Source organism: Streptomyces sp. NBC_01546 (assembly GCF_045208355.1).
GTDB lineage: Bacteria > Actinomycetota > Actinomycetes > Streptomycetales > Streptomycetaceae > Streptomyces.
Genome location: NZ_CP109379.1, coordinates 6,421,886 through 6,443,344, shown reverse-complemented (window position 1 = coordinate 6,443,344; position 21,459 = coordinate 6,421,886). Strand labels below are relative to the sequence as shown.

The following is a 21,459-nucleotide window of genomic DNA, read 5'->3' as shown; positions in this document are numbered from 1 at the left end:
AGCCCGGGTATCACCGATGCGGGCAAGGGTGGCGTGTTCCAGGTGCGCCCCATCTGCCGATCGGGGACGAGGAGTTCGCCATGACACGCTGGTACGAGGGCCCGCTGGCCGCATTCGACACGGAGACGACCGGGGTGGACGTCGAGGAGGACCGGATCGTGTCCGCCGCGCTCGTCGTGCAGGAGTGCGCGGGCGGGCGGGTGCGCACCACGCGCTGGCTGGTCAATCCCGGCATCCCGGTGCCCCCGGGTGCCACGGAAGTGCACGGCCTGACCGACGAGCACCTCCAGCGCCACGGGCGGTGGCCCGCGCCGGTGGTGGAGGAGATAGCCCGCGCGCTCGGGGAGCAGCAGGTGGCGGGCCGGCCGGTGGTGGTGATGAACGCGCCGTTCGATCTGACGCTGCTGGACCGGGAGTTGCGCCGGCACCGGGCGTCTTCGCTGACGCGGTATCTGGACAACCGGCCGCTGACGGTGCTGGATCCGCGGGTGCTGGACAAGCATCTGGACCGCTACCGCAAGGGCCGCCGGACCTTGACGGACCTGTGCGCGCACTACGGGATAGAGCTGGAGGGCGCGCACGACGCGGCGGCGGACGCGCTGGCCTCGCTGGAGCTCGTACGGGCGGTGGGGCGCCGGTTCGCGGCCCGGCTGGAGCGGCTGTCGCCGGCCGAACTGCACGCGCTGCAGGCGGTGTGGCACGCGGCGCAGGCGCGGGGGCTGCAGGCGTGGTTCGCGCGGCAGGGGACGCCGGAGCCGGTGGATCCGCACTGGCCGCTGCGGCCGGGCCTGTCGACGGCGGCCTAGCTAGTGCTGTGACCGGAAAGGTTCACCGGGTCACAGCACGAGAACGCACCGCGTACGTGCCGGACATGCGGAAGGCCGGTCCGTCAGATGACGGACCGGCCTGTCCCGGTGGGCGATACTGGGATCGAACCAGTGACCCCTTCGGTGTGAACGAAGTGCTCTCCCGCTGAGCTAATCGCCCGGGAACGGACTGAACAATACAGAAGCCTTGGGGCTGGTTCAAACCGCTTCCGGCGGAGCGGCCAGCCGGGCCGCGAGACCGCGCCGCCCGGCCCTCATCATCAGGGCGTGGTTGAGCCGGAACACCGGCCGCCCGGGCAGCGCGAGGCGCCGCATCAGGGGCCGGCGCACCTCGACCTCCTGCTCGTACAGCGCGCGGGTGCGCGCCGTGCCGGTTCCGGCGCGCGGCCGTATGGTCCACCGCGCCCAGCCTTCGAGGTCGCCGTGCAGGGACACCTCCAGGACCCCGCTGACGGGGTCGCGCAGCAGTTCGCCGGCGGTCACGCGGAGCGCGTACGGCAGGACCGAGCGGACGGTCACGGTGCCGGTGCGGTCGTCGACCGGTTCGACCCGGCGGATCTGGGGCCACCAGTGCGGGTACTCCCCCGGCTGTTCCAGTACGGCGTAGACGCGTGCGGGCGGGGCGTCGAGGTCCCACACGCTGCGGAACCGGTAGCGGCTCAAGCGATCCCAGCGGTCCGGGCGATCCCGGCGGTCCCGGCGGTCCCGGTCGTCCGGGCGGCTGCGGTCCATGGATCCAGTCTGGCCCGGCGCGGTCCCCGGTACGCCCGCTTCCGCCGGACCGTGCGTACTCAGGGCGGATCTGAGTACGCACACCCATGTCCTGAACCCGTGACGGGCGCCACACTCCGAACCATGAACACCCCCCTGCCGCCGGCCGAAGAGCTGGCGCTCATCGACCGTGAGCTGGCTCAACTCGATGCCCGGCGCCTGTACTTGCTGGGCCGCCGGGACTGGCTGCTGCGGCTGCCGACGCCTCCCGTCTGGGCCCCTCAGGCGCCCGCTCACCCCAAGGAGGCCTCGGCCCCGAGCGCGCAGAACGTACTGCTCGTCCTGGGCGCGGTGCTCCTGGCCGTGGCCGCGCTGGCCTTCACGCTGCTCAGCTGGGGGTCCCTCGGGATCGCCGGGCGTTCGGCGGTGCTGGCCGCGGTGACGGCGGCCGCGCTGGCCGCGCCCGTGCCGCTGCTGCGCCGCGGGCTGGCCTCGACGGCGGAGTCGGTGGCGGCGGTGGGGCTGCTGCTGACGGTGCTGGACGCGTACGCGCTGTACGCGGTCGGCCTGCCGGGCACGGACGGCACGGCGTACGCGGCCGGGGCGGCGGCGGTGCTGGCCGCGGTGTGGGCCGGGTACGGCCTGGCCCTGCGCACGCTGCGGATCCCGTCGGCGGCGGCGGTGCTGGCGGCGCAGTTCCCGCTGCCGCTGGCGGCGCTGGCCGCGCAGGCGGGACCCTGGAGATCGGCTGGGCCCTGCTGGCGACGGCCGCGCTCGACGCGGCCCTCGCGCTGCGGGTCCGGGCGGCGGCCGTCCCGGCGGCGGTGCTGGGGGCGGGGGCGCTGCTGATCGGCGCGGCCGAGTCCTGGTCGGCGGCCTCGGCGACCGAGGCGCTGGCCCCGGCGGGACTCCTGCTGGCGGGCGCGGCCCTGGGTACGGCGGCGGCGTGGCGGGAGCCGCGCGCCTGGCTCGCAGCGCCGGCGGGCGGTCTGGCGGCGGTGGTCGCGCTGGGCGGTGTGGCGCGCCCGGAGCTCGCTCCTGCCTGGGCGGTGGCGGCGCACCTGCTGGTGGCGCTCCCGCTGCTGGCGGTCCTACGGATCCAGGGGGTCCCGGCGGCGGTACGGCGCGGGCTGGCCGGGTCCGGGGCGATGGTGGCCGTCCTGGCCGCGGCGGCGGCCGGCTCGGCGGCGGCTGCGACCCTGCCGGCGCGGGTCGGGGTGCTGGACGAGGTGTGGGCGGCGACGACCCCGGCCCGGGAGGTGTTCTGGCCGGGGGCGGCGGTCCCGGTGACGCTGCTGATCGCGGCGGGCGCGGGCTGGTGGCTGTCGCGGGTGTCGCCGCGGCCGGAGCCGGGGACGGTGGCGGTGGTCCTGGCCTGGGCGGGGCTGTTCACGGCTCCGGAACTGCTCGGGCTCCCGGTGGCGGCGGTGTTCGCCGCCCAGGCGGCGGTGACGGGGCCGCGGGCGTGCTCGCCCTGCGCTCCCCGGCGCGCGGAACCGGGATCGCGGCCGCCGCGTGCGCGCTGCTGGGGGCCGCGAACGTGTCCCTGGGCGCGCTGGACGGCCGGGCGGCCACCTTCGCGGTGTGGGGGCTGCTGGGCGCCGGCTGCGCGGCAGGGGCGGCGTACGGGCCCGCTCCGCGCCCGGTCCGGGCCGGGGCGGCCGTCTGCGCCGTCGGGTACGCCACGGGCCTGCTGGTTGCGGCGGCCGCCGTGACGGACCTGGCGGTGGTCTGGTGGGCGCTCCCGGTGCTCGTCGTCCCGGCGGCGGTGGCCGCGCTCGGGCCGCGGCTCGGCGCGGTGCGCGTGCCGGCGGAGATCGCGGCGGGTGCCGCCGGTGTGCCGGCGGTCGCCCTGTCGGCGGGCCGCGCCGGAACCCTGGCGCTGGTTCTCGCCCTGGCCGGGGTGATCTGCTCGGGCGCCGCGGTGCGGGCGGACCGGCGGGCGCTGGGCTGGGCGGCGGGGGCGCTGTTCATTGCCTCGAGCTGGGTCCGGCTGGCGGAGGCCGGGGTCACGGCGCCGGAGGCGTACACGCTGCCGGTGACGGTGCCCGCCCTCGTACTGGGCTTCCTGCGACGCCGCAAGGACCCTGTGGCGTCCTCCTGGACGGCGTACGGCCCGGGGCTGGCCGCGACCCTGCTGCCGAGCCTGCTGACCGTCCTGGGCGGTTCCCCGGCCGGGACGGCGAGCTGGCTGCGCCCGCTGCTGCTGGGGCTGGCCGCGCTTGCGGTGACCCTGGCTGGCGCCCACCGGCGGCTCCAGGCCCCGCTGCTGCTGGGCGGCGCCGTGCTGGCGGCGGTGGCGCTGCACGAGCTGGCTCCGTACGTGGTGCAGATCGCGGGGGCGCTCCCGCGCTGGGTGGCGCCGGCCCTGGCGGGCCTGCTGCTGCTGGTGGTGGGCGCGACGTACGAGAAGCGGCTGCGCGACGCCCGCCGCCTGAAGGACGCGATCGGGCGGCTCGGGTGACCCGCGTGACCCGGTGAGGCCGCGGAAACGCCAGAGGCCCGGAGACGGTGAAAGTCTCCGGGCCTCTGGTCCGGGTGGGCGATACTGGGTTCGAACCAGTGACCCCTTCGGTGTGAACGAAGTGCTCTCCCACTGAGCTAATCGCCCGGACGCACCGCAAACATTACCGCATGTCAGCGGTGCTTCTTCACCACCGCCGGCCGATCACTGGTCCTTGATGTTCCAGGGCAGGACGAGCCCGTACTTCCACAGGTAGAAGCCGATCAGCGCGCCCGCGATGACGAGTCCCACGCTGGTCAGGATGATGTTGCGGCGGCGGACCTTGGGGTCGAGCGCCTTCTGCGCCGCCTCGGTGACCTTGCGCTTGGTCCAGCGCAGCACGAGGTGGGCCCAGGCGAACTCGGTGGCCCAGATCGCCAGGCCCGCGAAGATCGCGACCCAGCCCGGTCCGGGCAGGACGAGCATGGCGACGCCCGCCGCGATCACGGCCAGGCCGACGACGAAGACGCCGACCTGCCAGCTCAGGTGCAGGCTCCGGCGGGCCTTGATGAAGGCGGGCGCCTTCGAGACGTGCGGCGCCTCTTCGGCGGCCGGCTCGCTGCTCACGGACTCGTTGGTGTCGCGGTCACTCCCCGTATTCATGGGGACGAATCTACCGGAGCCGGAAGCACACGTGAATGGTGCTTTGGATCCGCCGTACGAGGGACCCAGAGGTCCGCAAAACGGTCAGAGGGGTTTACAACGGCACCGTAGGTGGCATGTCGATTTCGCCGACGTGCGAATCCCCGAGCGCACACTGAGCGAAAGGCCCTGGCGCTTATGAACACCACGGTCAGCTGCGAGCTGCACCTGCGCCTCGTTGTGTCGAGCGAGTCCTCACTGCCTGTTCCCGCGGGCCTGCGGTATGACACGGCCGACCCCTACGCCGTGCACGCCACCTTCCACACCGGCGCCGAGGAGACGGTCGAATGGGTATTCGCCCGCGACCTCCTCGCCGAGGGCCTGCACCGGCCCACCGGTACCGGCGACGTCCGCGTCTGGCCGTCCCGCAGCCACGGTCAGGGCGTCGTCTGCATCGCCCTGAGCTCACCGGAGGGAGAAGCACTGCTCGAAGCACCCGCGCGAGCACTCGAGTCGTTCCTCAAGCGGACGGACGCCGCGGTCCCGCCCGGGACCGAGCACCGGCACTTCGACCTCGACAAGGAGCTCTCCCACATCCTGGCCGAAAGCTGAGCCAGGCCCACCGCCGCGCGACACCGTCCGACTCGGGGCGACGGTGTGTGCCGGACAACCACATACGGCAGTGCCGGCGCTGTTCACGCGGGAGCCATCCGCGCGGACGGCGCCGGTGTGCGTGCAGGGACCCCTCAGGCGAGTACCCGCTAGAGTCGGCCCCCAGCGGCGGCAGCAGCCCGTCGCCGCAGGCCCGGCCCTTGAGGGAGACCCCGTGCAGATCCCCCACGACACCCGTCGCGCGCTCGACGTCGTCGTCGCGCTGGTGAACACCGCGGCCGAGGCGGACCAGCCCGACGGGCTCTCGGACCTCGGCGCGCTGCGCGGCTTCGTCCAGGAGTACTCGATCAGCGACGTCGGTGACCTCGGCGCCCGCGACCTGGCCGGGGTCCGGACGGTCCGCGGCAAGTTCGCCCAGGTCTTCGCGGCACCGAACTCCCGTGCGGCCTCCGTACTGATCAACGAGCTGGTGGCGACGGCCGGCACCACCCCGCAGCTGACCGACCACGACGGCTACGACTGGCACGTGCACTACTTCGCGCCGGGTGCCTCGGTGGGCGACCACCTGGCCGCCGACGGCGGCATGGCGCTGGCCTTCATCGTGGTCTCCGGCGAACAGGAGCGGCTGCGCCGCTGCGAGGCCCCGGACTGCCGGCGCGCCTTCGTGGACCTGTCCCGGAACCGCTCGCGGCGCTACTGCGACAGCCGGACCTGCGGGAACCGGCTGCACGTGGCGGCGTACCGGGCCCGGCGCAAGGAGGCCGACGCGGGGCACTCAGAGCAGGAAGAGATCGTGCACGGCGGCCAGCAGCAGCAGGACACCGATCACGCCTAGGAAGATCATCAGGGGTGGCTGGGAGAGCGCGAAGAGGCAGCCTCGCGGCTCCTCGGCGACAGGGACGGGTACCGGCGCGGGCACCGAGGGCTCACTCTGCGATGTTTCGAGCATGTCGGGGCGATGATGGCGCAGCACGCCGCCATCCGCCCCTCAACACGCCAGTTTCCGCGCGGCAGTTAGCCCGATTTCGTGGACCGGGGTGCCTGGGGCCGGTCCGGCCGGTCAGATCCCGTGCTTCTTGAGGATGGCCTCGATGTCGGAGAAGTCGTCCGCCGGAGCGGCGGCCTGCGGGTTCTTGCGCCCGGTGGGCTCGGGGCGGGCGCCGGGGCCGAGGGAGGGCGCGGAGGCGGCCGGGGCGACGGCCTCCGGGGCCGGGCTCCCCTTCGCGGCCTTGGCCGGCTTCCCGGACGCGCCGAGCCTGCGGCGCTCGACCGCGCGGGTGGTGGCGAGGAGCAGCCAGGCCAGCCCCAGCAGTCCGAAGCCGGCCCAGACGGTCGGATTGAAGACCATGCCGGAGATCCACTCCACGATCCCGGTCATCACCAGGGCGACCGGCACCAGTGAGTACGCCGCGATCCGCGTGGCGGCCAGGAAGCGCCTGCGGTAGGCGGTCAGCGCGGCGATGCCCAGGCCCGCCGCGGACACCGCGGAACAAATGGTCTCGGCGAGCATGCGGTCCTCCAGGTGTGGGCGGTCTGTCCCTATCCATCCTGCCCCGCGCGCGCCCGTACGGGCCAGGCGCGGAGCCTCTCCCGGACGGATCTCCGGGACATCTCCGGGTCGGGTCTCCTCCGCAGGTGCCGGTCGGTGGGGGTGTGCGGGGGCTGGGAGACTGTTCACATGACCGATTCCGTGATCCTCGACGTCTGGTGCGAGCTCCAGTGCCCGGACTGCCACAAGAGCCTGGACGACGTGCGCGCCCTGCGGGCCCGCTACGGCGACCGGCTGGACATCCGGCTGCGCCACTTCCCTCTGGAGAAGCACAAGCACGCCTTCGCCGCGGCACAGGCCGCCGAGGAGGCCGCGGAGCAGGGGCAGGGCTGGCCGTACACGGAGGCCGTGCTGGCGCGCACCGCGGAGCTGGGCGAGCTCGGCGAGCCGGTGCTGCTGGACGTGGCGCGTGAACTCGGCCTGGACGTCGAGGAGTTCGACACCGCCTTGATCGACGGGCGGCACATCCTGATCGTCGACACCGACCAGGCCGAGGGCAAGGCGATCGGCGTCACCGGCACCCCGACGTACGTGATCGGCGGCGAGCGGCTGGACGGCGGCAAGAGCCAGGACGGCCTGCGCGCCCGCATCGAGGAGATCGCCGACCGCCTGCTGGGCTCCCAGCCTCCGGCCTCCTAGATCAGTTCTTTCCTCGCGTTCACCGAGGTGTCCCGGTACCCGAGCGACTCGTAGAGCCGCCGGGCCGGGGCGTTGTCCTCGTGGACGTGCAGGCCCAGCCGGCGGGCGCCCGCGGCCAGGGCGGCGTGCTCGGCCAGCAGCATGAGGGTCCGCCCGTGCCCCTGCCGCCGGTGCTCGGCGGCGACGTCGACGTCCCACACGTACGGGACGGGGCCGACGCCGGGCAGGTCGCGCTCCCCCACCCACAGGGTGCCCAGGACCGCCCCGTCCGGTGCCTCGAGGAGGAGGAAGGCCGCGCCGGGGGTGTCCCGCCCGGCCGGCAGCAGGTCGGCGTGCTCCGCCCGGGAGGCGGCCAGGGCCTGCTCGGCGGTCATGCCGGGGGCGAGCAGGTGGTGGCTGTAGTCCACGACGGCCCGCTCCTGCCAGGCGTCGTACTCGGCCGGTGTCATCGGGCGGCCGGCGGCGCCTGCCGGGAGCGCGGGCGGTTCGGCGGGCAGCTCCTTGGCCCGGACCCGGCCGGTCACCGTGTAGCCGAGGCTCTCGGCCATCCGCAGCGCCGGCGCCGCGTCGGCGGGTACCGACACGGCGATGCTCGTGCAGCGCCAGGAGCGCAGCACCTCCTCGGCGGCGAGCGCGGCGACCGTGCCGCGCCCGCGCCGCCGGTCCGGTTCGTCGATCCACAGCCCCCGGATCACACCGGCTTCCGGCTGTGCGGCGGAGCGGGTGGCGAGTTCGAGGCTGCCGACGTGCCGGCTGTTGACCCGGACCTCGTACGTCCGCGAGCGGGTGCCGTCACTGTGCTGCTGGAGCGGCTGTGCGGGCCGCAGGGTGGTGGTCATCACCTCGTGTTGTACCTGCCCGGCGGCCCCGCGTCACCCGAGTTCACGGATCGAGGTCCGCCCCGGCCTTCGCGTCGAAGATCCGCATGGCCTCGGCGGTGACCGGGCCGGGGGCCGCGGCGAGCTCCCGGCCGTCGATCCGCAGGACCGCCTGGACATCGCGCAGCGAGGAGGTCAGGAAGACCTCCTCGGCCTGCTCCAGCACCTCGAAGGGCAGGTCGGTCTCCTTGGCCCCGGCCCACTCGACGACCAGGGCGCGGGTGATGCCCGCCAGGCAGCCCGAGGCCAGGGGCGGGGTGTGCAGCTCCCCGTCGAGCACGACGAAGACGTTGGAGCCGGTGCCCTCGCAGAGCCGTCCCACGGTGTTGGCGAGGAGCGCCTCGGAGGCCCCGGCCCGGTGTGCGGTGGCGAGGGCGACGACGTTCTCGGCGTACGAGGTGGTCTTCAGGCCCGCCACGGCGGAGCGCTCGTTGCGGACCCAGTCCACCCGGACGACGGCGGTGGTGTCCGGGCGGCGGACGGACTCGGCGACGGCGGCGATCAGCGTGGGCGCCGCGTCCCCGCGGTCGGAGCCGAGCGGGGAGACTCCGCCGGTGTAGGTCACGCGCAGCCGCCCGAACGGCATCGGGTTGGCTTCCAGTACGGCCGCACACGCGCGGCGCACCTCGTCGAGGTCGGGGTCGGGGAGACCGAGACCGCGCGCCGAGCGGGTCAGCCGCTCGAGGTGGCGGGTGAGCGCGAAGGTCTGCCCGCGCTCCGCCTTCAGCGTCTCGAACACACCGTCACCCACGGTCAGCCCGTGGTCGAAGACCGACACCTTCGCGTCGTCCGCGTCCCGCAGCGCTCCGTCGAGCCAGATTCTCACCGTACGGCCCCTCTCATGGTCCCGTTCGCCCCGTTCGTCCTGCCTGATGCTCCCCCGACGCTACCCGCAGCAGGCGGGCGGCCTTCAGTTCGGTCTCCGCCCACTCGCGGTCGGGGTCGGAGCCCCAGGTGATGCCCGCGCCGGTGCCGAAGAGCAGGCGGGGGCCGCCGGGGGCCTCCCGGTCGATCCAGAAGGTACGGATGCCGACGGCGAGCTCGGCGGTGCCGCGGTCGGCGTCGACCCAGCCGATGCCCCCGCAGTAGGGGCCGCGCGGTGCGGTCTCCAGGGCCTCGATGATCCGCAGGGCGGAGGATTTGGGCGCCCCGGTGACGGAGCCGGGCGGGAAGGTGGCGGCGAGCAGCTCGGGCCAGCCGGCGTCGTCGGCGAGCTCGCCGCTCACCGTGGAGACGAGGTGGACCAGGCCCGGGTGCTCCTCGACGGCGCACAGTTCGGGGACGGTGACGGAGCCGGTGGCGCAGACCCGGCCCAGGTCGTTGCGCACGAGGTCCACGATCATCACGTTCTCGGCGTGGTCCTTGGGGAGCAGGTCGGCGACGGTGCGGCCGGTGCCCTTGATGGGGCCGGATTCGATGCGGCGGCCGGTCCGGCGCAGGAACAGCTCCGGGGAGGCGGTGGCGATCTCCACGCCGTGGGCGGGGAGCCGAATCGTTCCTGCATAGGGCGCGGGGTTGCCGCGCGCGAGCAGCGCGGTGAGGGCGTCGACATCGCCGCCGGCCGGGTCGGGCAGCGGCGCGGACATCACCCGGCAGAGATTGGCCTGGTAGACCTCACCCTCGGCGATGTGCTCGCGGATGCGGCGGACGCCGGCGACGTACGCGGCGCGGTCGAGCGAGGTGGACCACTGGTCGGCATCGGGACCCCGCCAGGCGCCGGGTCGCGGCGCGGGGACGGGGTCGGGGCGTATGTCTCCGAAGCGCGCGCAGACGAGCCGCCCTTCGAAGTCGGCGGCCACCGCCCAGAAGCCGGTGGAGTCCAGGGCGGCGGGATCACTGGTGACGTCTCGGAGGTCGGTCGCGAGGAGGCCGCCGAAGCGGGCCAGGGGAGGCAGGTCGTGCACGGCTGCGAGTCTATGACCGGTGACGCGGCGGCGCCGGTGAGGTGACTGCGAGGTGACCGCCGGTGATCGAGCGGCAGCACGCTGCGGAAACGCGTTTTTGAGCTGGCACGGGAATCCGCTAGAGTTCAACTCGTCGCCAGGGAGCGAAGGGGCAAAACCCCGGAGCGAACACGGTGACCTGCGGACGTAGCTCAGTTGGTAGAGCACCACCTTGCCAAGGTGGATGTCGCGAGTTCGAGTCTCGTCGTCCGCTCGAAGTGGGGGATTTCTTCCCGAGAACCCCTGCAGCTCCATGGTGGAGTGGCCGAGAGGCGAGGCAACGGCCTGCAAAGCCGTCTACACGGGTTCAAATCCCGTCTCCACCTCCAAGGACGATTAGCTCAGCGGGAGAGCGCTTCCCTGACACGGAAGAGGTCACTGGTTCAATCCCAGTATCGTCCACTGATCCGCAAGGATCCCCGCGCGATTAGCTCAGCGGGAGAGCGCTTCCCTGACACGGAAGAGGTCACTGGTTCAATCCCAGTATCGCGCACGCAGCACCTGCACCACTTGCTTCACCTGCGGCTTCATGCCGTTCCCGCGCGATTAGCTCAGCGGGAGAGCGCTTCCCTGACACGGAAGAGGTCACTGGTTCAATCCCAGTATCGCGCACCACCCGGAAGCCCCGGCCGTCTCGACGGCCGGGGCTTCTGCGTTGTGGGCGTGCCCGCCCGGGCTCAGGAGGAGAAGAGCATCCGGCCGAAGCCGCCCTTGTGGCGGCCGTGGTGGCCGTGGCCGCCATGGTGCGGGGCGCCCCAGGCGGGAGCCGGTGCCACGTGCGGGGCCGGGTAGGGGGCCGGCGGCGCGGCGGGCGGAGGGACCTGGCCGTACTGCTGGGTGGTGTACTGGGATTCCAGGCGGGTCAGCGCCTCCAGCTCGCCGTAGTCGAGGAAGATCCCCCGGCATCCGCTGCACTGCTCTATCTGGACCCCGTTGCGGTTGTAGGTGTGCATCGCCGCGTGACACTTCGGACACTGCATGACCGGATCAACTCCTCGCCGTGGACTTCGCCATCGGATGCATGCCCGGTGGCGGGAAGCTCACCCTACGACGAAGGCTCCGGCTCCAAGTCGGGCGGGAGGGCCACGATTCGGGTGCAGGCGTCCACCATCAGCCGCTCCCCCTCGTCGAGTCGGCGTCCGCTTTCCGCCGCTTTGGCCACGGCCAGGGCCGCCGTCTGTACGGTGAGCGCGCGGGCGGCGAGATCGAGTTCCGGCCAGGGATCACTGCCGGGCGGACCGGCCGCCGGACCGCCGGCGGCGCGGTAGGCGTCGAGGAAGCGCAGCCAGGTGCCGGTGTCGAGCAGTCCGGCGGCGTACCAGGCGGCCGGGCGGGCCAGGTCCCAGGCGGGGGTGCCGAGACCGAGGTCGTCGACGTCGATGAGGAACCAGGCCCCTTCCCGGGCGGGATACCGCACCAACTGCCCCAGGTGCAGGTCCCCGTGGCACAGCGCCCCGCCGGCCGGGGGCGCCGCCTTCCCGCGCGCCCAGGCGGGCAGGGACCGCGCGGCGGCCCGTACGGCGCGGACGGCACCGTGCTCGGTCCCGGTCCCGGCTCCTGCCCCGGTCCCGGTCTCCGGAAGCTCCGCCCGCGCCAGGCGGTCCAGGGCGCGGGCGAGCTTGGCCGGTCCGCGCATCGGCGGGACCGGGCCCGGGAGCTCGCCCGGCGGTGTCCGGTGCAGGGCGGCCAGGAGCCGGCCGGCCTCTTCCCAGGGCGCGTCCCCGGGGCGCTCCGGGTCGACCGGGGCTCCGTAGGGCCAGAGCGAGACGGGCCTGCCGTGGACGGACCCGGTCCCGGTGCGCAGGGGTGGCAGCAGCACCCCGGCCAGCGCCGGGTGCCCGGCGATGCGCATCCGTACGGCGAGGGCGTCCCGGTCGGCGTCTTCGGCGTGCGCCTTGGCCACGGCCTCCCCGCAGCGCACCACGGTCCCGTCGTGCCGGTCGGCGAGGACCGCGTACTCCTGGGGGCGGCCGTCCGCGGCCCAGGCGGCGAGGGCGGCGGGCAGCGCGGGAGGGCTCATGAGCCGGCCGGTTCGTCGCTCCGGCGGAACCGGGCGTCCTCGCCGTCGCCGTGCGGCAGCAGGCCGTCCTGGCGCATGAGCCGCCAGGTGCTGTCGTCCTGGGTCATCGGGCCTCCGCTTCTTCCGAGGAGGAGGGTACGGCGACCGCGGAGGAGGCACGAAAAAAAGGGTGCTGCCCGTCCGACTCCCCAGTCGTACGGGCAGCACCCTTCACCTGCCGTCCGTCGTCACGCCCCCGTCCCCACGGGGTGTGACAGGCCGATTCCCCGGGCCGCTCTCCCGGTCTGTGGCGCCGCTCAGCGCCCCAGCATCACGCCCACGGACGACGCTTGTGCCACCACCTGCTCGAAGCCTCCGAAGAGGAAGAGCAGGAGGGCGGCCAGGGGGAGCACCATCGCCGCGGCCACCAGCGGGTGGCGCGTACCGGACTCATGGCCGTTGAACGCGAATGCCTTGCGTCCCTGCCGTGCGATGTCCGCCATGGTCCTCTCCCTGTCGTTGGCAGCGGCGGGCTTTTGACCTCGGGGGACGAGTGCGCCACCCGCCGCTTGTCTTCAACACTAGGCGCGCGCAGGGTCGCTGGCCTCATGCCCTCGTACCCATTGGCGGGCCTCCAGGAGGATGACGGACCGCGGTCGGCGTACTCCCCTGGGTGGAGACCGCTCCCCCGGCGTCGGGGTCTTCCCGGAGGGGGGTCAGCGGAGGGTGGTGACTTCGCTCACTTCCGTCACTCCCTGTTCATGCGTGTCCGCCGACGAGGCGTGGGCAAGATCGACTCGCCGGTGTGCGTCGTACGGGCGCGGACAGGCCGGGCGCGGACGGCCATGATCGCCCAACCCCCTTGCCCGAAGGCCCCATTGATCCCGCGGGCCGCTCCGGGGCTCGGACCGGGGCGGATAGCTGAGGACCCCTCAAGTGTGCTGCTGCGCACTGACAATCGAATCCCCCGGCGAGGGCGCGGCCTCTGAGCGCACATGCCGGATGGTCCGTAAGCTGTGCCACGTCAACAGGACGACCGGTCAGCGGGGTGGACATGGCGATGATGCGGCTCCGGCGCGAGGACCCGCGTGTCGTCGGCTCGTTCAGACTGCACCGGCGGCTCGGCGCCGGCGGCATGGGCGTGGTCTACCTGGGATCGGACCGGCGCGGGCAGCGCGTCGCGCTCAAGGTCATCCGGCCTGATCTGGCCGAGGACCAGGAGTTCCGCTCCCGGTTCGCCCGCGAGGTGTCCGCCGCCCGCCGCATCCGGGGCGGGTGCACCGCACGCCTGGTGGCGGCGGATCTGGAGGCCGAGCGGCCCTGGTTCGCCACCCAGTACGTACCCGGGCCCTCCCTGCACGACAAGGTGGCCGAGGAAGGCCCCCTGACCGCCGCGCAGATCGCCGCCATCGGTGCCGCGCTCTCCGAGGGCCTGGTCGCCGTGCACGAGGCGGGGGTCGTCCACCGGGACCTCAAGCCTTCGAACATTCTTCTGTCCCCCAAGGGACCGCGGATCATCGACTTCGGTATCGCCTGGGCCACCGGGGCGAGCACGCTCACCCACGTGGGAACGGCCGTCGGCTCCCCCGGCTTCCTCGCGCCCGAACAGGTGCGCGGCGCCGCCGTCACCCCCGCCACGGACGTCTTCGCCCTCGGCGCCACGCTCGCCTACGCGGCGACGGCGGACTCGCCCTTCGGGCACGGCAGTTCCGAGGTCATGCTGTACCGGGTGGTGCACGAGGAGCCCCACCTCGTCGGGGTCCCGGACGCGCTCGCGCCCCTCGTACAGGCCTGCCTGGCCAAGGATCCCGAGGAGCGGCCCAGCACGCTCCAGCTGTCGATGCGGCTCAAGGAGATCGCGGCCCGCGAGGCGCAGGGCCTTTCCGACGGCCGCCCGCCGGCGCAGCGCGCCCGCGTCGAGCGGCCGACCGGGCGGCTCACGGAGGATTACGCCGACCAGCGCACGGAGCGCCGTACCGGCGGCTCCACCACGCCCCGGGCCCAGGGCGGGCCGCAGAGCGGACCGCACTCGCGGCCCTCGTCCTCCCGCAATCCGCGCACCCCGGGCGGCCCGTCCTCCCGGCCGACGGCGGGGCGTACGGGCGGCCGCCCGGGCCCCCGTACGACGGGGACGGGCCGGCGGCCTTCGCGGCCGGACCCCAAGCTGATGCGGCAGCGGCTGATCGTGTTCGTCGTGGTCACGCTGATCGTGGCCCTGGGCATCGCCGCCGCCCAGAAGCTCTGACCCGGGGCGTACGCAGCCGCTACGCGCTCTCGCGGCCCTGGGCCACGGCGTAGAAGGCCACCGCGGCGGCGGCGCCCACGTTCAGCGAGTCCACGCCGTGTGCCATGGGGATGCGCACCCATTCGTCGGCGGCGACCAGCGCCTGCGTGGACAGGCCGTCGCCTTCGGCGCCGAGCATCAGCGCGACCCGCTCCAGGGACTGCGGTGCGGCCACGTCGATCGGCGAGGCCTTCTGGTGCGGGGTGAGGGCCAGCAGTTTGAAGCCGGCCTCCCGGACCGAGTCCAGGCTCTTGGGCCAGGCGTCCAGGCGGGCGTAGGGGACGGAGAACACCGCACCCATGGAGACCTTCACCGAGCGGCGGTAGAGCGGGTCCGCGCAGTCGGGCGACAGCAGTACCGCGTCCATGCCGAGGGCGGCGGCGCTGCGGAAGATGGCCCCGATGTTGGTGTGGTCGTTGACCGCTTCCATGATGACGACGCGGCGGGTGGTGGTGAGGAGTTCCTCGGCCGTCGGCAGCGGCTTGCGCTGCATGGAGGCGAGGGCGCCGCGGTGCACGTGGTAGCCGGTGACGCGTTCGGCGAGCTCCGGGCTGACGGCGTAGACCGGGGCGGGGAGTTCGTCGATGACGTCGCGCATGACGTCGACCCACTTGGCGGAGAGCAGCATCGAGCGCATCTCGTACCCGGCGTCCTTGGCCCGTCTGATGACCTTCTCGCCCTCGGCGATGAAAAGGCCTTCCGCGGGCTCGCGCCTGCGCCGGAGTTCGACGTCGGTCAGGCCCGTGTAGTCGCGCAGGCGCGGGTCGTCGGGGTCCTCGACGGTGATGAGATCAGCCACAGGGTGATACTGCCTTGTCCTGGGTGCGGTGCCAACGGCCTGTCAGGCGCTGGTGGTGGGGGAAGGCGCGTTGACCGTGACGACCTCGCCGATGACGATGACCGCGGGCGGGCGGACCTCCTGGACGCGGACCGTCTCGCCGACCGTGGCGAGGGTGGCGTCCACCCGGCGCTGGGCGGCGGTGGTGCCCTCCTGGATCACGGCGACCGGGGTCTCGGCGGACTTCCCGTGCCGTACGAGGGCCTCGGCGATCGAGCCGATCTTGTCGACGCCCATCAGGATGACGAGGGTGCCGGTGAGCTTGGCGAGGGAGGCCCAGTCCACGAGGGAGCGCGGGTCGTCGGGACCGACGTGGCCACTGACCACGGTGAACTCGTGGGCCACGCCCCGGTGGGTGACCGGGATGCCGACGGCGCCGGGCACCGAGATGGAGCTGGAGATGCCGGGGACGACGGTGCAGGGGATGCCGGCCTCGGCGAGGGCCTGGAGCTCCTCCATGCCGCGGCCGAAGACGTACGGGTCCCCGCCCTTGAGCCGGACCACGGCCTTACCGGCCTTGGCGTGCTCGATCAGGGCGTTGTTGATGGCCTCCTGGGCCATGTACCGGCCGTACGGGATCTTCGCGGCGTCGATGACCTCGACGTGCGGGGGGAGCTCGTCGAGCAGGTCGCGGGGGCCGAGCCGGTCGGCGATCACGACGTCGGCCTCGGCGAGGAGGCGGCGGCCGCGCACGGTGATGAGGTCGGGGTCGCCGGGGCCGCCGCCGACGAGCCAGACGCCGGGGGTGTGCGGGCGGGCGGCCGTGAGGGTGCCGTCGCGCAGCCCCTCGACGACCGCGTCACGGACGGCGGCGGAGCGGCGGGGGTCGTTGCCGCTCAGCACGGCGACGGTGACGCCCTCCACGCGGCCGGTGGCCGGGGTCCAGGCGGTGGCGGCCTCGGCGTCGTCGGCGCGGACGCACCACAGCCGCTCGCGCTCGGCCTCGGCGGAGGCGCGGTCGTTGGCCTCGCGGTCCCGGGTGGCGATGAGCGCGTACCAGGCGCCGGCGAGGTCGCCGTCCTCGTAGCGGCGGCGCTCCCAGCGGATCTCCCCGGTCTCGGCCATGGCGTCCACGGAGGGGGTGGCGGAGGGCGAGACGAGGACGATGTCGGCGCCGGCCGCGATCAGCGCGGGGAGGCGGCGCTGGGCGACCTGTCCGCCGCCGATGACGACGACACGGCGGCCGGCCAGACGGAGTCCTACGGGGTAGGCGGGGGTGTCGGCCATTGCGTTTCGGCTCCTGGGTGGCGGCGGCGGATCTCTGCGTGCCGCTGCGACGCTGGAGCGGCGGTGTACTGACGTGCGGTTATGTACTGCGGGTCCACCATACGGCGCGGGCCGGACGGGGGCACGGGGCGGGCCCTGCGGGGCTCTCCCCTACCCGCCCCTTCCCGAAACCGGGCTCTGCCCGGACCCGGCCCTCAAACGCCGGGCGGGCTGCAAAGCAGCCCCGCCGGCATTTGAGGCGCGGGGGTCCGGGGGCGGAGCCCCCGGGAGCGGCGCCGCAGGGCTACTTCTCGGTGACTCCGGCCGAGTCGAAGGTGGCGACCTCGTGCATCGCGCGGGCCGCGCTCTGGACCAGGGGGAGGGCCAGCAGGGCGCCCGTGCCCTCGCCGAGGCGGAGGTCGAGGTCGACCAGGGGGCGCAGGCCGAGCTTGTTCAGGGCCGCCACGTGGCCCGGCTCCGCGCTGCGGTGGCCCGCAATGCAGGCCGACAGCGACTCGGGGGCGATGGCCCGGGCCACCAGGGCGGCCGCGCCCGCGCTGACGCCGTCCAGGATGACCGGCGTACGCAGGGAGGCTCCGCCGAGGAGGAGGCCGACGATCGCGGCGTGCTCCAGGCCGCCGATGGCCGCCAGGACGCCGATCGGGTCCGCCGGGTCCGGCTGGTGGAGTTCCAGGGCGCGGCGTACGACGTCGACCTTGCGGGCGTGGGTCTCGTCGTTGATGCCGGTGCCGCGGCCGGTCACCTCGGCCGGGTCGACCCCGGTGAAGACCGAGATCAGCGCGGCGGACACCGTGGTGTTCGCGATGCCCATCTCACCGGTGAGCAGGGCCTTGTTGCCCGCCGCGACCAGGTCTCGAGCGGTCTCGATGCCGACCTCGATGGCCGCGATCGCTTCCTCGCGGGTCATCGCCGGGCCGACGGAGAGGTCGGCCGTGCCCGGACGGACCTTCCGGGGAAGCAGACCGGGGGTGGCGGGCAGGTCGCCCGCGACACCGACGTCGATCACGCAGACCTCGGCGCCGACCTGGTTGGCGAAGGCGTTGCAGACCGCCCCGCCGCCCAGGAAGTTGGCCACCATCTGGGTGGTGACCTCCTGCGGCCACGGGGTGACGCCCTGGGCGTGCACGCCGTGGTCACCGGCGAAGATCGCGACGGCGGCGGGCTCCGGGATCGGCGGCGGGCAGACCCGGGAGAGGCCGCTGAGCTGGGCCGAGATGATTTCGAGCATGCCCAGCGCCCCGGCGGGCTTGGTCATGCGCTTCTGCCGCTCCCACGCCTCGCCGAGCGCCTTCGCGTCGAGCGGGCGGATGCTGGCGACGGTCTCCGAGAGCAGGTCGTGCGGCTCCTCGCCGGGCAGCGCGCGGCGCCCGTACGTCTCCTCGTGGACGACCCAGGAGAGCGGCCGGCGCTGGGACCAGCCGGCCTGGGCCAGCTCGGGCTCCTCCGGGAACTCGTCGACGTAGCCGACGCACAGGTACGCGACGACCTCGAGGTGCTCCGGCAGGCCGAGCTCGCGGACCATCTCGCGCTCGTCGAAGAAGCTGACCCAGCCGACGCCGAGGCCTTCGGCGCGCGCGGCGAGCCAGAGGTTCTCGACGGCGAGGGCCGAGGAGTACGGGGCCATCTGCGGCTGGGTGTGCCGGCCGAGGGTGTGGCGGCCGCCGCGGGTGGGGTCGGCGGTGACGACGATGTTCACCGGGGTGTCGAGGATGGCCTCGATCTTGAGTTCCTTGAACTGCTTCGCCCGGGCCTTGGGCAGGGAGTTCGCGTAGGCCTCGCGCTGGCGCTGGGCGAGCTCGTGCATCGTCCGGCGGGTCTCGGCGGAGCGGATGACGACGAAGTCCCAGGGCTGGGAGTGGCCGACGCTGGGCGCGGTGTGGGCCGCCTCCAGGACGCGGAGCAGCACCTCGTGCGGGATGGGGTCGGTGCGGAAGCCCTTGCGGATGTCGCGGCGCTCGCGCATGACGCGCAGGACGGCCTCGCGCTCGGCGTCTTCGTAGGCGGGAGCCGGGTCGCCTGCCGCGGGCTCGGCCGGTACGGCGGCCACGGGCGCGGGCGCGGGCTCGGGCTCGGACTGCGGCTGGACCGCCACCTCGGCCTCGGCGGCCAGCGGCTCGGGCTCGGGCAGGGCCGGTACGGGCTCGGGCTCCACCGCGACGGGCTCGGGCACGGCCACTACGACCGGCTCGGCGACGACGGGGACGGGTACGGCCACCGGCTCGGCCACTACCGCTACGGGTACCGGCTCCGGCTCCGGCTCCGGCACGACGACCGGCTCGGGTACGGGCGCGGGCTCGGGCTCGGTGGGCTGAACCGCCGTTTCCACGGGGGCGGCCTCCGGCTCGGGCTGCGGCGCCGGCTCCGGAGCGACGGCCTCGACCACCACGGGGGCCGGTACGGGCTCCGGTTCGACCGCGGGCGCGGGCTCCGGCTCCGGGGCGACCGCCACGACCGGCTCCGGCTCCGGCTCCGGCTCCGGCTCCGGTACGACGACCGGCTCGGGCTGGGGTTCGGGCTGCGGCTCGGACTCGGGAGCCGCGGGGGCTCGGCAGCCACCGGCGCCGGCATCGGCTCCGGGGTCCACGGGGCGCCGGCCTGCGGCGGGATCTCACTCAGCTGCGGCGCGGGGGCCGCGGCCTGGAAGTCCAGGTACTCGGGACCCGTGGCCGGCGGCCCGGGCTGGTGCACCGGCACCGGGGCCGGCGCCGCGGCCGGTCCCCGGTCCGCGAGGGACCGTACGACTCCGCCGGTGGCGTCGGGCACGGGCGGACCCATGTGCAGCGGACGCCGGACCGGAGCGGCCGGGGCGACGGCGGCCGGGGCCGCGGGCGGGGGGACGACGAGCCCGCCGAGGTCGAGCGCACCGGAGTCACGGCCGCCGGTCTCGTGGGCGCCGGCGCCGTAGGACGGGAATTCGGGATACGCGGCCGGCTCGTTGTAGACCGGAGCCTGCGCGTACGCCGGCTCGGCGCCGTACGGCGCGTCCGCGTAGTTCGGAAGCTCGGCATGCGGGGGCTGCTCGACGGGGAAGGCGGGGGCCGGCGGGACGACCTGCGGGTCGCTCCACGCGCCCTGGCCGCTCGGCATCAGCAGCAGTTCCTCGTCCTCCGGCCCGGCCGGGTCGTCCACGAGGTCCTGGAAGGCGTAGCCGGCCGGAAGCGGTGGCGGGAGCTGGACCGGAGCGGGGATGCCCTGCTGATCCACCATGCCCGCGTTGTCCGGGTGACCCTCGCCCGGGACCTGGCCGGTGTCAGTCATGCGTACCCCTCGCCCATCGGTGTTGCCTCTTCGATCGCCCGGTCGCCCATGAGCCCGCCGAGCGGATTTCCGTGCGGGTTGCCGTGCGGCACCCTTGCCTCACGTGCGCCTGCGCGACAACCACTAAGCATTGTCGCGCCCGTTCGCCACCATGACGGCCATAACCGCCACGGTCCACTGTGGACTGCGCCACGTCGCGCGTCATCCCGTGCCGTGATGCCCGAATCGTCCAGGGCAGTACGACGATCGGCCAGCCTACCCCGGCCCTGCCGTCAGCGGGCCACGGGGCGTTCGGCGGCCAGCAGGAAGACGACGGAACGCTCCTGTTCGGCCCAGGTGCGGGTGTCCAGGCCCACGGACTGGAGCAGCGCGCACTCGACGGCGTACCCGTGTTCGGTGAGTGCGCGGCCGATGGCCTCCGCCTCGTCGCGGGTGGAGGCGTGGCTGACGATCCGTTCGGGGCGGCGGTCGGCGACGGCCGCGACGACCGCGGCTCCCCCGCCGCCGACGCGTACGACGTCGGGTTCGGGGAGGTTCTCCAGTACGTGGGGTGCGCGCCCGGCGACGACCTGGAGCTGTACTCCTCGCTTGCGGGCGGCGGCAGTTACGCGTTCGCAGGCCTGCGGGTCGGCGTCGACGGCGATGACGGCGGCGCCGAGTGCGGCGGCGTCCACGGCGACGCCGCCGGAGCCCGCTCCGATGTCCCAGACGAGGTCGCCGGTGCGGGGGCCGAGCCGGGCGAGCTGTGCGGCACGCAGCTGCGCGGACTCCCCTTCTCCGGTGTCGGCCTGGGGCCGGGCCCAGCCGCGGTCGGCGGACCGGTTCCGCTCCGGGCTCTGGCCGAGCAGCCAGCCCGGTTCGGCGGCCAGGGTCTGTCCGGTGCCCCCGCCGCCGATGACGATGACGACGTTCGGGTCGCGCCAGGTGTGGTCGGCGGCCTTGTCGGAGGTGAGCACGCTCACCTGTTCCCTGTCGGTGCCGAGCTCCTCGCAGATGACGAAGGTGCGGTGGACTCCCTCGAGGAGCAGCGCGAGTTCGGCGGGGCCGGCGCCGGGCGAGGTGAGGACGGCGACCTTGCCGTGGGCGCGGATGACGTTGACGGCGCGGCGCAGGGTGCGGGGGTGGGCGACGACGACCTGGGCGTCGTCCCAGGGCATCCCGGCGCGGGCGAAGGCGGCGGCGACGGAGGAGACGGCCGGGACGACCTCGACCTCCAGGCCGTGCTCCGGGGCGCGCAGGGTGCGTACGACGCCGAAGAATCCGGGGTCGCCGTCGGCGAAGACGACGGCGCTGCCGCGGTGGCCGGCGATGCGGCGGGCGGCGAGTCCGAGGCTGCCGAGGCGGATGCGTTCGGCGGTGGCCGGGACCTCGGGGAGCGCGAGGTGGTGGGCGGCGCCGGCCACCAGGGTTGCGGCGGAGAGCGCGGACCGGGCGGCCGCGGTCAGGGGCGAGCCGTCCCAGCCGATCACCGTGACCCGGTCGGCCATCGTCGTCAGTCTCCTGGTCTGGGAGGGGGCACCGCCCTGGGGGTCCCCCCGGACGGAGTCTGGGGGAGGCGGCTGGGGGGAGGGCGAAGCTTCGTCCAGGGGGTCGGGCACGGTGAGACTAC

General features: G+C 74.2%; 17 protein-coding genes, 7 tRNA genes and 2 pseudogenes. 11 read left to right on the top strand and 15 right to left on the bottom strand.

The window, feature by feature from the left end; genetic code table 11:
* The first annotated feature begins 80 nt into the window (after positions 1-80).
* Positions 81-806: a 3'-5' exonuclease gene (locus OHA89_RS29560; RefSeq protein WP_266610748.1), complete on the top strand. Its 726-nt coding sequence runs from the start codon at positions 81-83 to the stop codon at positions 804-806.
* Positions 807-915: 109 nt separating this feature from the next.
* Here the strand turns inward: OHA89_RS29560 and OHA89_RS29555 are convergent.
* Both OHA89_RS29555 and OHA89_RS29550 read right to left on the bottom strand, forming a co-directional pair.
* Positions 916-987, bottom strand: a tRNA-Val gene (locus OHA89_RS29555).
* Positions 988-1,025: 38 nt separating this feature from the next.
* Positions 1,026-1,559 carry an SRPBCC family protein gene (locus OHA89_RS29550; RefSeq protein WP_266610746.1) on the bottom strand — a complete coding sequence of 178 codons (534 nt, stop codon included), beginning with the start codon at positions 1,557-1,559 and terminating at the stop codon, positions 1,026-1,028.
* A 123-nt stretch (positions 1,560-1,682) separates the two neighbouring features.
* On the opposite strand from OHA89_RS29550, the pseudogene OHA89_RS29545 reads away from it, so the two are divergent.
* Positions 1,683-4,002: pseudogene (locus OHA89_RS29545) on the top strand (SCO7613 C-terminal domain-containing membrane protein).
* A 75-nt stretch (positions 4,003-4,077) separates the two neighbouring features.
* Here the strand turns inward: OHA89_RS29545 and OHA89_RS29540 are convergent.
* Both OHA89_RS29540 and OHA89_RS29535 read right to left on the bottom strand, forming a co-directional pair.
* Positions 4,078-4,149: transfer RNA gene (locus OHA89_RS29540), tRNA-Val, on the bottom strand.
* Positions 4,150-4,206: 57 nt separating this feature from the next.
* Positions 4,207-4,644 carry a TIGR02611 family protein gene (locus OHA89_RS29535; protein ID WP_266610743.1) on the bottom strand — a complete coding sequence of 146 codons (438 nt, stop codon included), beginning with the start codon at positions 4,642-4,644 and terminating at the stop codon, positions 4,207-4,209.
* A 177-nt stretch (positions 4,645-4,821) separates the two neighbouring features.
* Here OHA89_RS29535 and OHA89_RS29530 point away from each other — a divergent pair, with 177 nt between their 5' ends.
* Complete coding sequence (locus OHA89_RS29530) at positions 4,822-5,235, top strand: SsgA family sporulation/cell division regulator (protein WP_030011909.1); 414 nt, start codon at positions 4,822-4,824, stop codon at positions 5,233-5,235.
* Between the two features lie 214 nt (positions 5,236-5,449).
* Positions 5,450-6,070 carry a CGNR zinc finger domain-containing protein gene (locus OHA89_RS29525; protein WP_215149686.1) on the top strand — a complete coding sequence of 207 codons (621 nt, stop codon included), beginning with the start codon at positions 5,450-5,452 and terminating at the stop codon, positions 6,068-6,070.
* Between the two features lie 225 nt (positions 6,071-6,295).
* Here OHA89_RS29525 and OHA89_RS29520 read toward each other — a convergent pair whose 3' ends face one another.
* The gene (locus OHA89_RS29520) at positions 6,296-6,745 is read right to left on the bottom strand and encodes a hypothetical protein (RefSeq protein ID WP_257557140.1); all 450 of its coding nucleotides are present in this window, start codon (positions 6,743-6,745) and stop codon (positions 6,296-6,298) included.
* 168 nt (positions 6,746-6,913) lie between these two features.
* Between OHA89_RS29520 and OHA89_RS29515 the strand changes: the two genes are divergently transcribed.
* Positions 6,914-7,423 (top strand): DsbA family protein, encoded by a 510-nt coding sequence (locus OHA89_RS29515; RefSeq protein WP_406367471.1) that lies wholly within the window; start codon positions 6,914-6,916, stop codon positions 7,421-7,423.
* Here the strand turns inward: OHA89_RS29515 and OHA89_RS29510 are convergent.
* Genes OHA89_RS29510 through OHA89_RS29500 form a run of 3 tightly spaced genes read right to left on the bottom strand, consistent with a single transcriptional unit; the run spans position 7,420 to position 10,205 of the window.
* Positions 7,420-8,262 (bottom strand): GNAT family N-acetyltransferase, encoded by an 843-nt coding sequence (locus OHA89_RS29510; RefSeq protein WP_406367470.1) that lies wholly within the window; start codon positions 8,260-8,262, stop codon positions 7,420-7,422. The two genes, OHA89_RS29515 and OHA89_RS29510, sit on opposite strands and share 4 nt — an antisense overlap.
* Before the next feature lie 43 nt (positions 8,263-8,305).
* The gene (locus tag OHA89_RS29505) at positions 8,306-9,127 is read right to left on the bottom strand and encodes an aminotransferase class IV (RefSeq protein ID WP_215149682.1); all 822 of its coding nucleotides are present in this window, start codon (positions 9,125-9,127) and stop codon (positions 8,306-8,308) included.
* Between the two features lie 13 nt (positions 9,128-9,140).
* Positions 9,141-10,205: a chorismate-binding protein gene (locus OHA89_RS29500; RefSeq protein ID WP_406367469.1), complete on the bottom strand. Its 1,065-nt coding sequence runs from the start codon at positions 10,203-10,205 to the stop codon at positions 9,141-9,143.
* A 180-nt stretch (positions 10,206-10,385) separates the two neighbouring features.
* Here OHA89_RS29500 and OHA89_RS29495 point away from each other — a divergent pair.
* From OHA89_RS29495 to OHA89_RS29475, 5 genes are all read left to right on the top strand, one after another.
* A tRNA-Gly gene (locus tag OHA89_RS29495) sits at positions 10,386-10,458 on the top strand.
* Positions 10,459-10,499: 41 nt separating this feature from the next.
* Positions 10,500-10,573 (top strand) — tRNA-Cys (locus OHA89_RS29490).
* A gap of 1 nt (position 10,574) precedes the next feature.
* Positions 10,575-10,646: transfer RNA gene (locus OHA89_RS29485), tRNA-Val, on the top strand.
* 19 nt (positions 10,647-10,665) lie between these two features.
* Positions 10,666-10,737, top strand: a tRNA-Val gene (locus OHA89_RS29480).
* Positions 10,738-10,784: 47 nt separating this feature from the next.
* Positions 10,785-10,859: transfer RNA gene (locus OHA89_RS29475), tRNA-Val, on the top strand.
* A gap of 62 nt (positions 10,860-10,921) precedes the next feature.
* On the opposite strand, the gene OHA89_RS29470 is transcribed toward OHA89_RS29475, so the two are convergent.
* The 3 genes from OHA89_RS29470 to OHA89_RS29460 all read right to left on the bottom strand — a co-directional run bounded on the left by OHA89_RS29470 (position 10,922) and on the right by OHA89_RS29460 (position 12,746).
* On the bottom strand, positions 10,922-11,224 hold the full coding sequence (locus OHA89_RS29470; RefSeq protein ID WP_215149680.1) for a zf-TFIIB domain-containing protein: 303 nt from the start codon (positions 11,222-11,224) through the stop codon (positions 10,922-10,924).
* A gap of 65 nt (positions 11,225-11,289) precedes the next feature.
* Complete coding sequence (locus OHA89_RS29465; RefSeq protein WP_266610734.1) at positions 11,290-12,264, bottom strand: phosphotransferase; 975 nt, start codon at positions 12,262-12,264, stop codon at positions 11,290-11,292.
* A gap of 296 nt (positions 12,265-12,560) precedes the next feature.
* Positions 12,561-12,746, bottom strand: coding sequence for a hypothetical protein (locus tag OHA89_RS29460; protein ID WP_215149678.1), 186 nt, complete (start codon positions 12,744-12,746; stop codon positions 12,561-12,563).
* Positions 12,747-13,297: 551 nt separating this feature from the next.
* Between OHA89_RS29460 and OHA89_RS29455 the strand changes: the two genes are divergently transcribed.
* A complete protein-coding gene (locus OHA89_RS29455) occupies positions 13,298-14,488 on the top strand; it encodes a serine/threonine-protein kinase (protein WP_215149677.1) in 1,191 nt (396 codons plus the stop codon).
* Between the two features lie 19 nt (positions 14,489-14,507).
* On the opposite strand, the gene OHA89_RS29450 is transcribed toward OHA89_RS29455, so the two are convergent.
* From OHA89_RS29450 to cbiE, 4 genes and pseudogenes are all read right to left on the bottom strand, one after another.
* Positions 14,508-15,326 carry an RNA methyltransferase gene (locus tag OHA89_RS29450; RefSeq protein ID WP_215149676.1) on the bottom strand — a complete coding sequence of 273 codons (819 nt, stop codon included), beginning with the start codon at positions 15,324-15,326 and terminating at the stop codon, positions 14,508-14,510.
* A 42-nt stretch (positions 15,327-15,368) separates the two neighbouring features.
* The gene (gene cobA / locus OHA89_RS29445; RefSeq protein ID WP_406367468.1) at positions 15,369-16,592 is read right to left on the bottom strand and encodes a uroporphyrinogen-III C-methyltransferase; all 1,224 of its coding nucleotides are present in this window, start codon (positions 16,590-16,592) and stop codon (positions 15,369-15,371) included.
* 283 nt (positions 16,593-16,875) lie between these two features.
* Positions 16,876-19,850, bottom strand: a pseudogene (gene cobT, locus OHA89_RS29440) (nicotinate-nucleotide--dimethylbenzimidazole phosphoribosyltransferase).
* Positions 19,851-20,122: 272 nt separating this feature from the next.
* Positions 20,123-21,337 carry a precorrin-6y C5,15-methyltransferase (decarboxylating) subunit CbiE gene (gene cbiE / locus OHA89_RS29435; protein WP_215149673.1) on the bottom strand — a complete coding sequence of 405 codons (1,215 nt, stop codon included), beginning with the start codon at positions 21,335-21,337 and terminating at the stop codon, positions 20,123-20,125.
* Positions 21,338-21,459: the final 122 nt, after the last annotated feature.